The sequence below is a fragment of the Streptomyces sp. NPDC006529 genome (genome assembly GCF_040611795.1).
Lineage (GTDB): Bacteria > Actinomycetota > Actinomycetes > Streptomycetales > Streptomycetaceae > Streptomyces.
This window is the reverse complement of the sequence record NZ_JBEXPB010000008.1, coordinates 42531-56159: the sequence shown is the minus strand read 5'-3', so window position 1 is coordinate 56159 and position 13629 is coordinate 42531. Positions and strand designations below refer to the sequence as shown.

At 73.8% G+C, this 13629-nt stretch carries 12 protein-coding genes; 8 read left to right on the top strand and 4 right to left on the bottom strand.

Annotation, left to right across the window (positions count from 1 at the left end):
- The first annotated feature begins 241 nt into the window (after window positions 1-241).
- Entirely contained in the window at window positions 242-991 is a 750-nt protein-coding gene (locus ABZY31_RS09060) for an SLATT domain-containing protein (RefSeq protein ID WP_356406457.1), read from the top strand.
- 123 nt (window positions 992-1114) lie between these two features.
- On the opposite strand, the gene ABZY31_RS09055 is transcribed toward ABZY31_RS09060, so the two are convergent.
- From ABZY31_RS09055 to ABZY31_RS09040, 4 genes are all read right to left on the bottom strand, one after another.
- Window positions 1115-1765, bottom strand: coding sequence for a hypothetical protein (locus ABZY31_RS09055; protein WP_356406454.1), 651 nt, complete (start codon window positions 1763-1765; stop codon window positions 1115-1117).
- A 105-nt stretch (window positions 1766-1870) separates the two neighbouring features.
- Complete coding sequence (locus ABZY31_RS09050; RefSeq protein ID WP_356406451.1) at window positions 1871-4351, bottom strand: glycosyltransferase family 2 protein; 2481 nt, start codon at window positions 4349-4351, stop codon at window positions 1871-1873.
- On the bottom strand, window positions 4348-5028 hold the full coding sequence (locus tag ABZY31_RS09045) for a GntR family transcriptional regulator (protein WP_356406448.1): 681 nt from the start codon (window positions 5026-5028) through the stop codon (window positions 4348-4350). Before ABZY31_RS09045 ends, ABZY31_RS09050 begins: the two co-directional genes overlap by 4 nt.
- A gap of 194 nt (window positions 5029-5222) precedes the next feature.
- On the bottom strand, window positions 5223-6614 hold the full coding sequence (locus ABZY31_RS09040; RefSeq protein ID WP_356406445.1) for an aspartate aminotransferase family protein: 1392 nt from the start codon (window positions 6612-6614) through the stop codon (window positions 5223-5225).
- 234 nt (window positions 6615-6848) lie between these two features.
- On the opposite strand from ABZY31_RS09040, the gene ABZY31_RS09035 reads away from it, so the two are divergent.
- The 7 genes from ABZY31_RS09035 (at window position 6849) to ABZY31_RS09005 (ending at window position 13628) form a co-directional block, all read left to right on the top strand.
- Window positions 6849-7253, top strand: a complete 405-nt coding sequence (locus ABZY31_RS09035) for a nuclear transport factor 2 family protein (RefSeq protein WP_356406442.1) — start codon at window positions 6849-6851, stop codon at window positions 7251-7253.
- Window positions 7254-7415: 162 nt separating this feature from the next.
- Window positions 7416-8375, top strand: a complete 960-nt coding sequence (locus tag ABZY31_RS09030) for an alpha/beta hydrolase (RefSeq protein WP_356406439.1) — start codon at window positions 7416-7418, stop codon at window positions 8373-8375.
- On the top strand, window positions 8368-9570 hold the full coding sequence (locus tag ABZY31_RS09025; protein WP_356406436.1) for an acyltransferase: 1203 nt from the start codon (window positions 8368-8370) through the stop codon (window positions 9568-9570). Before ABZY31_RS09030 ends, ABZY31_RS09025 begins: the two co-directional genes overlap by 8 nt.
- A gap of 10 nt (window positions 9571-9580) precedes the next feature.
- On the top strand, window positions 9581-10897 hold the full coding sequence (locus ABZY31_RS09020; RefSeq protein WP_356406434.1) for a histidine kinase: 1317 nt from the start codon (window positions 9581-9583) through the stop codon (window positions 10895-10897).
- 17 nt (window positions 10898-10914) lie between these two features.
- On the top strand, window positions 10915-11565 hold the full coding sequence (locus ABZY31_RS09015; protein WP_356406815.1) for a response regulator transcription factor: 651 nt from the start codon (window positions 10915-10917) through the stop codon (window positions 11563-11565).
- An 87-nt stretch (window positions 11566-11652) separates the two neighbouring features.
- Window positions 11653-12972, top strand: coding sequence for a histidine kinase (locus tag ABZY31_RS09010; protein WP_356406431.1), 1320 nt, complete (start codon window positions 11653-11655; stop codon window positions 12970-12972).
- Window positions 12969-13628 (top strand): response regulator transcription factor, encoded by a 660-nt coding sequence (locus tag ABZY31_RS09005; protein WP_356406428.1) that lies wholly within the window; start codon window positions 12969-12971, stop codon window positions 13626-13628. The genes ABZY31_RS09010 and ABZY31_RS09005 overlap by 4 nt, the downstream gene beginning before the upstream one ends.
- Window position 13629 lies beyond the last annotated feature (1 nt).

Genomic DNA, 13629 nt, shown 5'->3' with positions numbered 1-13629 from the left:
ATACGTCGGACTGCTACGGGTGAAACCGAGCCTACGTGCTCCCCGGGCGCCGCGCCCCACGCCGTCCAGACCAACTCTTTCGAGTGAGCGTGAGGCGTGCACGCACCTGATCAAGGGCCCCTTGCGAGCGGAGATCCCGGGATTCGTCGCCCACCGCCCGCCGTTCGGCGGTAGGAAGGGCATGCGCACCATTGCGCACACGCGCACCACCACACGTCAGCGCAGGCAGAGGGAGTGCCGGGTGAGCCAGCCGGAGATGCAGCCCGAGGGGCCACCCCGGGATCCCCGGGAGGAGGGCGGCGCAGCGATGGCCGCCGCGGGCGATCTGACCGGCCGGCCCTTCCCGCTCGGGGACTGGGGTGAGCCCGCCGAGCGGCTCGACGAGCTGTACCGGCGGGTCGAGGCCGATGCGCTGCGGACCGCCGGGTGGTACCTCGGCGACCGCGCCCGCAAGCGGCGCGGGGCCCGGATCCTGCGCGCCGGGGCGGCCCTGGGCGCGCTCGCCGGCGCCGCGCTGCCGCTGCTGGAGCTGACGGGGGCCGCGCCCGGGCTGGCGGCGTACGGCTACCTCGCGCTGCTGCTCGCCACGGCCTGCCTGGCCTGCGACCGCTTCTTCGGCCTGACGTCCGGGTGGATGCGGGACGTGGCGACGGCCCAGGCGGTGCAGCGAAGACTCCAGACGCTCCAGTTCGACTGGGCGTCGGAGAACGTGCGCGAGGTGCTCGGCCCCACCGAGGGCACCGCCAGTGAGGCCGCGGACCGCTGCCTGAGCGTGCTGCGGCGCTTCCAGGAGGACGTGACGGAACTCGTCCGCTCCGAGACGGCGGACTGGATGGTGGAGTTCCGCTCGGGCCCGGCGCCGCTGGTGATGCAGTCCCTGGGCGCCGCCGGAACGCGGACCGAAGCGGGCCTCCCGCCGGTCCGCTTCCCGCTACCGCCGGGGACCCGCCCGAACATGCCGCGCCAGCGGCCCCCGGAGCAGCCCCGCTGAGACCCCGGGCCACGGCCCCGGGCCGGAGGCCGGATCGCCCGCGGAGGGATCCGGACCCCGGCACGCAACGCCCGGGAACGCCCGGAACCACCCGGGAGGTCCCGGAGCGCTCCGGACGCAGGGTCAGCTGAAAATGATCATCGAGCCCTGGCCCAGGCTCCGCGTCGCCGCCGCGTGCAGCCCCAGCCAGACGTGCCGCTCGCGGGCGAACGGACTGTCGTCGTACGGGATCGGCCCCGCCGGCTCCTCCAGCGAGGTCGGCCGCCCCGGCGGCGCGGGCGGCGCGGGGGGATTGCCCGGGTCGATCCCGATCGAGGGCGCCACGAAGGCCAGCTCCCGCAGCAGGCCCTGGGCGGAGCCCAGCGGGCCGCCCCCGGCCAGCAGCTCCTCGTTGGCCAGCGGAACCGCGAAGTCCACCGGCACGTACGCCCCGGCGTGGTCGTAGTGCCACACCAGGTGCGACTGCTGGGCCGTGGGCTCGAACATCTCCAGCAGCTGCTCGTAGTCCCCGCCCAGCTCGTCCACCGGCGTCACCGGCAGCCCGCAGAGCTGGAGCAGGTAGGCGCGCCGCAGGAAGTGCAGGGCGTCGTAGTCGAACCCGGCCACCGGGGCGACGTCCCCCGACAGTCCGGGCATGTACGCGAAGACGGGCACGGACGGCAGTCCGGCCTCGCCCAGCGCCTTGTCGTACGAGGCGATCTCCTCCGCGAAGGGATTGTCGGGGCTGTGGCACAGCACGTCGACAAGGGGGACCAGCCACAGGTCACAGGCCACGCGGGCTCCGTCCGGTCGTTGTCCGCCGATCGGCCCAGCGTAGTGCGCCGGACACCCTCCGCGAAGGGGTCGGCAAAGGTCCGCTCGCCGATCCGGCGCGCGGACCTACCGCGGACCCACCCGCCAGACCCACGCGTCGCGCACCTTCACCGGGGGCTCCCCCAGCAGATCCGTCAGCGTGCGCACCAGCTCCGCCGAGCGGTCCGCCTCCGGTACGACCACCGCGCCCGCCTTCCAGTGCGCCAGGTCGCGGCGGGCCTGGGCGCGCCACTCCGGGCCGACCACGGGCGGCTCGGCCCCGTAGCGGACGTCCCGCAGCAGGTTCGACAGGTGCCGCGGGGGCGCCCCGTAGATCCCGATCCGGTCGGGGCCCCAGGGCCCGTTGTAGTAGCCCCCGGCCAGCCGGAAGCCGAAGTCCGCCTCGACCTGCCAGCGCAGCGCGTCGGCCGAGCCCGGGTCGGGCAGGGGCACGGCGACCAGCGACTCGCCGTCCCTGACGTACTGCTTCCAGGCGCCGGAGGTGACGAAGGCCGGCACCGGGTCCCGCTCCCGCACCGCCAGCGGCAGCGGCAGCACCGGGATCAGGACGGCGGCCACCGCGAGCAGGCCGAGGGTGCGGTGCTCGCGCGCGGGAGCGGCCAGGATCCGGTCCAGCGCGAGGGCGAGCAGGATGCCGAGGACCGGCGCGCAGACCATCGCCACGCGCCCCTCGATGACCGACTCGAAGAGCGGCAGCTCGATGATCCAGCGCCACGGGCCGGGCAGGGTGAGGTCCGTGTGCGGGACCGGGACGACCGGGCCGAGGGACAGCACGGCCGCCACGAGACCGGTGAGCGCGAGCGCGCGGACGAGCCGCCGCCGCCACAGCCCGACGCAGGCGACGGCGCCGAAGGCGAGCAGGGGCCAGCCGTAGAAGGCGTTCTGCTCGGTGGTGTTCATGGACAGCCTGCCCGCGGTCTCCGGATCGCCGAAGAGCGAGCGGCCCGCGAACTCGACGAGGGCGCGCGGGCTGTTCCCCGCGTTGTCCCCGTGCAGCACCGAGTGGTAGCTCTGCGGGCCGGAGAACTGCCAGTACAGCGGGTAGGCCACCAGCGGCAGGCAGACCGCCAGGGCGACGAGCACGCCGAGGCCCAGCGGGCGCCAGGCCGCCCGGACCCGCTCGCGGTCGACCACGGCGTAGGCGAGGCCGAAGACGACCAGGCCCAGCGCGGTGATGAGCAGCGGCTCCTCGCCGATGAAGATCTGGTACGCGGAGAACAGGCCGAGCAGCACCCCGTCGCGCACCCGCGCCCGGCCCCCGTCGGAGCCGTCGCACAGCCGCAGCGCCCGGTCGATGATCAGCGGGATCATGAACAGGACGACGAAGTTCGGGTGGCCGTTGGCGTGGGAGACCATCGGCGGCGCGAACGCGGCGAGCGCGCCGCCCGCGGCGGCCGCCCACCGGGAGCGCACCAGACGGCGCCGGATCAGCCAGTACCAGGTCCAGCCGGACGCGGCCATGCCGAGGGTGAGGACCAGCACGAAGGTGACGGTCTCGCCGAAGGCGAGGGTGACCGGGATCAGCGGGACGGTGAGGCCGAGCATGGTCGCGTTGGCCATCAGGTTCACGCCGTCGGGCATGCCCTGGGCGGTGGTGAAGAGCGGGTTGCGCAGGTGCGTGATGTTGTCGGTGGTGACGCCGACGAACCATTCCCACTGGTTCTGGTCCTGGAGGGCGTCCCGCAGGTAGGCGCCGTCGAGGTCGAACCAGAGGCGGTGGAAGAGCAGGAAGGCCAGGGCGACGAAGAAGGCGGCGACGGCCAGGCCGCCCGCGTTCAGCCGCAGGAGCTCGCGGACGCGCGGGGCGAGCGCCCGGTCGCCCCCGCGGGGTGCGCGGAGCGGCCGCCGCTCCCCCGGGGGCCGGCCGGCCGGGCGTTCCGCGGTCGCCCAGCCCTGCGCGCGGCACCAGCGCAGCACCTCGGCGTCGACGGCCGGCCCGTGCAGGGTCGAGGCGGTGAAGGCGGCGCGGGCCCGGCCGCCGTCGAAGAGGGCGAAGGCGAGGGTGTCGGGGCGGAAGCCCGGCACGCCCGGGATGCCGAGGGTGCGGGCCAGGCGGCCGCGGTGGCGGCCGCAGACCACGGCGGTCGCGGCGGGGGCGCGGTCGAGGTCGCGCTGGAGCGCGTCGAGGCCGTGCAGGTGGCCGGCGGCGTGGGCGGTGTCGGTGAGCAGCACGCGGCGGCCGGTGGTGGCGCGGACGGCCGCGCGCAGGGTGGGGGCGGTCCGGATGCGGTGGTCGGACGCGGGGTCGGGGGCGGGGTCGGGGGCGTGGGCTTCGGCGGGGTCGGTGGCCGGCGCGGGATCGGTGGCGGGCGCGGGGGCTGCCGTCGGCGCGGCGTCGGGGGTGTCCGGCTCCACCACCACCAGCTCCCAGGCGCCACCTCCGGACCAGGACGCGGCATGCGCGTCGAGGTCCGCGCGCAGCCGGGCCAGGAGCGGGGCGGTCCGGCCGGCGGGGGCGCCGTGCGTCCGCAGCACCACGCTCAGCCGGACCGGCTGCGGCCAGGTGGCGCCCGTACGCGCGTCGATGCGCCCGCTCGGCGCGCTCACGCGCCCGCCGCCGTCAGCGCGGCGGCCCAGTCCAGGTTGTGCTGGTTGTAGGCGTGCACCAGGCGGCGCACCTCGTGCGCGTCCGCGAGGGTCACCGCTTCGACGAGTTCGTTGTGCCCGCTCCACAGCGCCGCGTGCAGCTTCGGTTCCCGTTGCAGGTAGGGCACGGCGAAGACCCAGCACTGCACGCGGATGCGGTGCAGGAACTCGGAGATGTAGACGTTGCCCACCAGAGCGCTCAGCTCCCTCCAGAAGCGCAGGTCGTAGCCGATGAGCACCTCCAGGGAGCCGCTCAGCGCGGCCCGCCGGGCCTCCTCGGCCCGGCGGCGCACCGACACCAGCATCTCGCCCGAGCCGGGCGCCGTGCCGCGCTCGACGAGCCGGCGGAAGATCCCGTCGACGATCAGCGTGCGGGCCTCGACCAGGCCCCGGAAGTCGTCCACGGAGAAGATCCGCACGCGGAAACCGCGGTGCTGCACGGAGTCCAGCAGGCCTTGGGCGGCGAGGTCGACCAGCGCTTCGCGCACGGGCGTGGCGGACACCCCGTACTGCTCGGCTATCTGCTTCACCGTGAACTCGGTGCCCGGCGGCAGGCGTCCCGCGAGCACCTCGTCACGCAGCGCGTCCGCGATCTGCTGGCGAAGTGTGTTGCGGGTGACAGCGCCGCTGCCTGGCATAAGGGTCCGTCTCCTTCGTAGAACTCCGGACACCTTAGGCCAGGCGGCGGCGCCGCGACCGGGACGCTGTGTGATCACTGCGTGGTCGTTGCGCGGACGCCTCGTGAGCGCCCCGCGGAGACGCGGTGCCCGCCGGGGGGTGCGGCCCCTCGGCGGGCGGCGCGCGGCAGCGGCCGGGGCGGCGGCGCGGAGGGCTACGCGGAGGCCGTGTGCCGGTCCGCGACCGTGAGGGCCTCGTCGAGCAGGGCCAGGCCCTCCTTCGCCTCCGCCTCCGAGATGGTGCAGGGCGGCACGACGTGGGTGCGGTTCATGTTCACGAAGGGCCACAGACCGGACGCCTTGCAGGCCGCCGCGAACTCGGCCATGGGCACGTTGTCGGCGCCCGCCGCGTTGTAGGGGACGAGCGGTTCGCGCGTCTCCTTGTCCCGTACGAGCTCCACCGCCCAGAAGGCGCCCAGGCCGCGCACCTCGCCGACCGAGGGGTGGCGCTCGGCGATCTCGGCGAGCGCCGGGCCGATCACGTTCGCGCCGAGGTGGGCGGCGTGCTCGACGACGCCCTCCTGCGTCATCGCGTTCATCGTGGCGACGGCGGCTGCGCAGGCGAGCGGGTGCCCGGAGTAGGTCAGTCCGCCCGGGTAGGGGCGCGTGGCGAAGGTGTCGGCGATGGCGCCGGAGATCGCGACGCCGCCGAGCGGTACGTAGCCGCTGTTGACGCCCTTGGCGAAGCACAGCAGGTCGGGCGTGACGTCCCAGTGCTCGGCGGCGAACCACCTGCCGGTGCGGCCGAAGCCGGACATGACCTCGTCCAGGATGAAGACGATGCCGTAGCGGTCGCACAGGGCGCGGACCCCGGCGAGGTAGCCGGGCGGCGGGGTCATGATCCCGGCCGTGCCCGGTACCGACTCCAGGATGATCGCGGCGATGGACTGCGGTCCCTCGAAGGCGATGGTGTCGGCGAGGTGGCGCAGGGCGCGCTCGCACTCCTGCTCCTCGGTCTCGGCGTGGAAGGCCGAGCGGTAGAGGTAGGGGCCCCAGAAGTGCACGACCCCGGCCGAGGCGGTGTCGGAGGGCCAGCGGCGCGGGTCGCCGGTCAGGTTGATCGCCGCGGCGGTCGCGCCGTGGTAGGAGCGGTACGCCGACATGACCTTCTGGCGGCCGGTGTGCAGCCGGGCCATCCGGACGGCGTTCTCGACGGCTTCGGCGCCGCCGTTGGTGAAGAAGATCTTGTCCAGGTCGCCGGGGGTGCGCTCGGCGATCAGGCGGGCGGCCTCGGAGCGGACGTCGACCGCGAAGCCGGGTGCCAGGGTGCACAGCCGGGCGGCCTGCTCCTGGATCGCGGCGACCACCTTCGGGTGCTGGTGGCCGATGTTGGTGTTCACCAGCTGGGAGGCGAAGTCGAGGTAGCGCCCGCCCTCGTAGTCCCAGAAGTACGACCCCTCGGCCCCGGCGACGGCGAGCGGGTCGATCAGGGCCTGGGCGGACCAGGAGTGGAAGACGTGAGCGCGGTCGGCGGCCTTGACGGCCGCACCGGCGCCCGGGTCGGCGGACACGGCGTGGGGAGCGGCGTGCGGGACATGAGGGGTCATGCGAGCAGGCTAGAAGTGCGCAGGTGGGAGGGGATATCGGCGGTCTGTATGCGGCTGGGGCGCGGACCTCGGCAACCTGTCCGGGTGGCGGGCCGGACGACGGGTCGGGGGCGGGGCGCGATTCCTACTGTTTCGTCCTAGGGGAACGCAGGGTGAGCCCATGATTGTGTCGACCTCAATAAGCCTGTACGCAATGCTTGTTGCGCAGGTCACAGGCGTCGCACACTGCCGCTCATGGAGCCGTTGAACGTAGTTGCAGAACTGTGGGAGCGGATAGAGGCCCGGGACTGGGACGGGGTCGGCGCGCTGATCGCGCACGACGCGGTGATCGAATGGCCGGTCAGCGGGGAGCGGATCGTCGGGCGCGCCAACTTCATCGCCGTGAACAGTGACGGCGCGGCGGACGCCGACGCGGACGCGGCGGGGCGGTCCGTGGAGGTGCTGCGGATCCTCGCCGACGGTGACTTCGTCGTCACCGAGGTCGAGATCCCGCAGGACCACGTCGTGTACCGGGCGGTGTCGCTGTGGACGGTACGGGCCGGGGAGGTCGTCGAGGCGCGCGAGTACTGGACCAGCCCCGGCCAGGACCCCGCGCCGCGGTGGCGCGCGGGGTACGTGGAGCCCCTGGTCGCGGACTGAGCGTGCCGTGTCACCCAGTCGCCGACTGAGCGTGCCGTGTCACCCATGTAATACCTGAGAGCTACGCGGAAACCCCACTCCCTGGCGTGACGCTGACGACGGATCTCGGTTCATAGCTTCGGTACCGGAGAGAACGCCCCTCTGGACCGAAGGACCACCCACATGCCGCTCAGCGCGCACAGCCGCCCCGTACGACTGCGCCGTGCACTGCTCGCCGGGCTCATCACCGCGTCGGTCGTCCTCCCCGTGTCCGCCGCCGCGCCGCCCCAGGTCCCCGCTCCGGCGGCCGTGCGGTTCTCCGCGGACGCCAGTGCCTCCGAGCGGTACACCGCCAGCCTCGCCAACCTGCGCGAGGCGGCCCGCATGGCCGAGGGCGCGGGGCGCCCGGAGCGGGCCGCCAAGCTGTGGGCCATGACGGCGGGCGGTGCGGCGCGCTTCCTGTCCTTCGACGGCAGGGGGACGGGGCGGGCCGTCGAGGTGCTGGGCGACCTGGATACGGCGGACCGCATCGCGGTCCTGGTCCCGGGGTCCGACACCACCCTCGACACCTACCAGCGGTTCCGTGCCGGAGCCCTCGCGCTCCAGCAGCGCCTCCGGGCCGAGCATCCGCGCTCCGCGGTGGTCGCCTGGCTGGGGTACGACACCCCGGGCACGGTCAGCACCACCGTCCTGACCACGGACCGCGCCGAGGACGGGGCGAGGAAGCTGGCCCCGTTCCTGGAGCAGCTGCGGCGGCTGGGCGGGAGCGACGCGCGACTGTCGCTGCTCTGCCACTCCTACGGCTCGGTGGTCTGCGCCCGGACCGGGACCGGCCCTCGCGTCACCGACATGGCGCTGTACGGCAGCCCGGGCACCGGCGCCGACACCGCCGCCCAGCTGCCCACCGAGGCCCGGGTGTGGGCGGGGCGCGGCGGCGACGACTGGATCGCGCAGGTGCCGCACCTGCGCATCGCCGGGCTCGGTTTCGGTACGGATCCGGTGGATCCCGCGTTCGGTGCCCGTGCCTTCGACGCCGGGGCCGGTGGGCACAGCGACTACCTCCGGCCCGGGACCACCTCCCTCGACAGCCTCGCCCGGATCGTTCTGGGCACCGGCGCCCCCACGGAGGCCCCCCGTGCATGAGCTCCGGGCCCGCTGGGCCGCTCTGGCCCGCCGCATCGACGCCGCCACACCCGCCGACCGGGACCGGACCGTGGACGCGCTGCGCGCCTTCGCGATCCTCGGGGTGGTGCTGGGGCACTGGCTGGTCACCTCGCTGAACACCACCGAGGGCGGGCCGGCCACGAGCAGCCCGCTGGCGTCCATGCCCTGGCTCGCGCCGCTGTCGTGGGTGCTCCAGACGCTGGCCGTGTTCTTCCTCGTGGGCGGTCGGGTGGGGGCGTTGGGCTACGCGTCGGCCCGGGCGGCCGGCGTCTCGTACGGGCAGTGGATCGGGCGGCGGCTGGGGCGGCTGTTCCGGCCGGTCGCGGCGGTGCTCGTGGTGTGGACGCTCGCGGCGGGCGCGCTGCTGGCCTCCGGGGTCGAGTACGGCACGGTGCGCGGGCTGGTGAAGCTGGTCCTGTCCCCGATGTGGTTCCTGCTGGTGTTCGCGGGGCTGACGGCGCTGACTCCGCTGGTGGCCCGGTTGAGCCCGCTGTGGCCGCTGGCCGTCGTCGCCGTGGTGGACGTGTGGCGGTTCGCCCTGGGCGGGCCCGCCTGGATCGGCTGGGCCAATGTGGTGGCCGGGTGGCTTGTGCCCTACACCCTGGGGGCCGCGTGGGCACGGGGCGCCTTCGCCCGGCGCACCCCGGCCGTCCTGCTGCTCGCGGGCGGGGCGGTGGGCACCGCCGCCCTGGTCCTGGGGTGCGGGTACCCGGCGTCGATGGTGGGTGTCCCGGGGGCCGCGGTCTCCAACCTGAATCCGCCGACGCTGGCGGCGGTCGCTTTCGGGCTGGCCCAGTGCGCGCTGGCGCTGCTGGTACGGGGGCCGCTGGCGCGGGTCATGCGCCGGCCGATGGCGTGGGCGGGGGCGGCGCTGGTCAACCTGTCCGCGATGACGGTCTTCCTGTGGCACCAGAGCGCGATGATGTCCGTCACCGCGCTCGGTCTGCTCGGCGGGGTGGACCTGCCCGGTCTGCACACCGTCCCGGACTCCCTGGCGTGGATGGGTGCCCGGCTGCTGTGGCTGCCGGTCTTCTCGGCAGCGCTGCTGGTCTGCTGGGCGGCCTTCCGCACGTTCGAGCAGGGCGGCCGCAAGCGGCGGTCGGCCGGCACCTCGCGCATCGTGCGCACCGCAGGCACCGCGGCTCCTCCCGTGAAGGCCGCCGCCCGTGCCTAGGGTGAGCCTCGTGAAAGAGCCGATCAAGACCGCGGGCAGCCGCCCTCCGAGGGCCCGCAGCATGCTGCGGGCCCTGCGGGAGGATCTGCTCACCGCCCGCTGGGACCCCCTGCCGAGGCTGTCCCGGCCGCGCTGGCTGGCCCGGCTGCCGCATCTGCTGACCGGCTGTGTGGCGGCCCTGTTCGGCTTCCTGGTAGGCACCCAGGCCAGCGCGCAGTACGAGGTGGACCATCTGTCGGCGGTCCTGCTGGGCGTGCTGACCAGCCTCTCCATCGTGCTGGCGATGTGCTGGCCGATGCTGGGCTGGTGGCTGGCACTGGCCGCGTCGGTGAGCGTCGCCGTCGTGATCCACCCCCATGTGATGCTGGGGCAGCCCTGGCCGTGGATCCCGATGGGCGCGTTCGCCTTCGCCCCGGTGGTGCTGCTGGTCGCCCTCCGGGTGCCGCCCCGCGTGACCGCGGGGGTCGTCGGCACCACCCTCCTCCTCAGCCTCGTCGGCGAGCTGGGCTTCCGCCCGCCGCCCGGCCGCTCCACCCTTACCGAGGCGGTGGTCGTCCTCGGGGTCGCCGGGGTGCTGGGGTACTCGCTGCGCGCCGTGCGCCTGGCCCGCGGCCGGCTGGTGGAGCAGGAGACCCTGACCGAGGCCGAGCGCGCCCAGCGCACGCTGCTGGAGGAGCGCAGCCGGATCGCGCGCGAACTGCACGACGTCGTCGCGCACCACATGTCGGTCATCTCCATCCAGGCACAGGTCGCCGTGCACCTCGCGGAGAATCCGTCCGACGAGCTCAAGGAGAACCTGGCCGGGATCCGGGGCAATGCGCTGGAAGCGCTGACCGAGCTGCGCCGGGTCCTGGGCGTGCTGCGCTCGGAGCATCCGGACGATCCGGCCAATCCGCACCACCCGCAGCCGACCCTGGCCGAACTCGACGCGCTCGTCGCCAATGTGCGGGCCGCCGGGATGGAGGTCACCACGCAGATCGCGGGCGAGCGGCGGGCGCTGTCCCCGGGGCTCGAACTGACCGCGTACCGCGTGGTGCAGGAGGCCCTGAGCAACTGCCTGCGCCATGCGCCCGGTTCCAGGGTGGAGGTCGGCCTGGCGTACGGGCCGCATAGTCTGCACCTGTGCGTCGCCAACTCCGCACCGACCGCACCGGCTGCGCCGTCTCCGGGGGCGGGGCACGGACTGCTGGGCATGCGGGAGCGGGCGGGCATGCTGGGCGGTGAGCTGGCCGCCGGACCCCGGCCCGGCGGCGGGTACGAGGTGAGCGTGGTGCTCCCGCTGGATCCGCCGTCCGACGCCCTCGCCAAGGAGAGTAGAGACCAGTGACCACTCCGATCCGGGTCATGATCGCCGACGATCAGATGATGGTCCGCCAGGGCTTCACCGTGCTGCTCAACGCGCAGCCGGACATCGAGGTCGTCGGCCAGGCCGTCGACGGGGCCGACGCGATCGCCCAGGCCGCCGTGATCGGGCCGGACGTCATCCTGATGGACATCCGGATGCCGGGCATGGGCGGGATCGAGGCCACGGAGGCTCTCACCACGGCGCCCGGCTCCACCGTGAAGGTGCTGGTGCTGACCACCTTCGACCTGGACGAGTACGTGTACGAGGCGCTACGGGCGGGAGCCTCCGGGTTCATGCTCAAGGACGCCTCGGCGGACCAGCTCGCCGAGGCGGTGCGGGTGGTCGCGGCCGGGGAGGCGCTGCTCTCGCCGAACATCACGAAGCGCCTGATCACGGAGTTCTCCCGGCTGGGGGCGCCACGGGCGCCTTCGAAGGAGCGCATCGCGGAGCTGACCGAGCGGGAGACCGAGGTCCTGTCCTTGGTCGCCCAGGGGCTGTCCAACGGGGAGATCGCGGCGCATCTGATCGTGGCCGAGCAGACCGTGAAGACGCATGTCGGCCGGATCCTGGTGAAGCTGGGCCTGCGGGACCGGACCCAGGCCGCCGTCTTCGCGTACGAGACGGGTCTGGTCCGCCCGTCGGGCTACTGACTACGCCGGGTAGTACTTGAGAGGGAGGCTGATAAGTCCCCATCAGCGGCGACGCGGACCACGGGCTCGGCGGCCTACGGTTCGTAGGTGACCGAGACGACCACCGGGGCAGCCCCCCGGACCCCTGAGATCCGGCTGGCGTCGGGCTTCATGCACAGCCTGCGCCGGGACCTGTTCACCGATGCCCTCGCCTACCGACCGCTCATGCCCTTGCGCGTGGACAACCCCCTGATACGCCGGCTTCCCCAGCGGATCCGGCGGGAGGCCGCCTTCGCCCCCCACGCGGTGGTGGCCGCGGTCGCCTTCGTCGTCCTGCTCAACGCGGGGCGCGGCACCGGCTACGAATCCCCGCTGCGGACGCTGGTGATCGGGCTGCTGACCGCCGTACCGGTGGTGATGACGCTGGTGCGGCCGCTCGGGGCGTTCTGGGCCTCGATGGCCGTCATGGCGGTGCTCGCCGTGCTCAATACGGGCGGGTCGCTCTGGCCGTGGTCGCCCGGGTCCTTCTTCGCGCACCTGGCTGTGCTCACCCTCGTGGCGATCCGGACCGGCCCGCGGGTGGCGGCCTGGATGTGGGTGGTCAGTACGGGGGCCGGGGTCGCCTTGAGCGTGCTCCTGGGCCGGGGGCATTCGATCGGGACGATGCCCATGGTCTTCCTCTCGGCGTTCATCCTGCTGGCGGTCAGCGTCCGCCACATACGGGTGGCGGCCGAGCAGGAGGTCTCGGCGCAGCAGGAGGTGACGGCCGTGGAGCGGGACCGGCGCACCCTGCTGGAGGAGCGCACGACGATCGCCCGCGAGCTGCACGACGTGGTGGCGCACCACATGTCGGTGGTGGCGATCCAGGCGGAGGCCGCGCCGTACCGGGTGGAGAACCCCCCGCCGGAGCTGGAGGCGGCCTTCGTCACCATCCGGGAGAACGCGGTGGCGGCGCTCACCGAGCTGCGGCGGGTGCTGGGCGTGGTGCGGTCCTCGGACTACGAGGCACCGGACGCGCCCCAGCCGACGCTCGCCTCGCTGGACGGGCTGCTGAGCAATGTGCGGGAGGCGGGGATGACCGTGGAGAAGACGGTGACGGGCGCGGTGCGCGAGCTGCCCCAGGGGGTGGAGCTGTCGGCGTACCGGATCGTCCAGGAAGCCCTGAGCAACACCCTGCGGCACGCGCCGGGTGCGGCGGCCGGGGTCGAGGTGTCGTACGTCCTGGGCGGGCTGGGGGTGCGGATCGTCAATGGCGCGTCGACCGAGAACGTCCGGCCCTCGCCGGGCGCGGGGCACGGCATCACCGGGATGCGCGAGCGGGTGGCCATGCTGGAGGGGGAGATGACGGCCGGCCGGACGCCGGACGGCGGGTATGAGGTCGCCGTGTTCATACCGGTGCGCCCCCGGCCCTCCGAGGACGCGGCATGACGATCCGGGTACTGATCGTGGACGATCAGATGATGGTCCGGGAGGGGTTCTCCGTCCTGCTCAACGCGATGCCCGGCATCGAGGTGGTGGGGGAGGCCGTCGACGGCCGGGAGGCCCTGGAGCAGGTGACGGCGCTGCGGCCGGACGTGGTGCTGATGGACATCCGGATGCCGGTGATGAACGGCCTGGAGGCGACGCGGCTGATCGTCGCGGCGGACGCGGCGGCGAAGGTGCTGGTGCTGACCACTTTCGATCTCGACGAGTACGTGTACCAGGCGCTGCGGGCCGGAGCCTCCGGGTTCCTGCTCAAGGACGCGTCCGCACGGCAACTGGCCGACGGCGTGCGGGTGGTGGCCTCCGGTGAGGCGTTGCTGGCGCCCTCGGTGACCAAGCGGCTGATCGTGGAGTTCGCGAAGCTCGCGGAGACGCCCCGGGTGGCGGAGCCGGGGACGGTGGAGGAGCTGACCGAGCGGGAGACGGAGGTGCTCATCCTGATCGCGCAGGGCCTGTCCAACGCGGAGATAGCCGACCGCCTGGTGGTCGCGGAGTCCACGATCAAGACCCATGTCAGCCGGATCCTGGTCAAGTTGGGGCTGCGGGACCGCACCCAGGCCGCCGTCTACGCGTACGAGACCCGCCTGGTCTCGCCCGCATAGG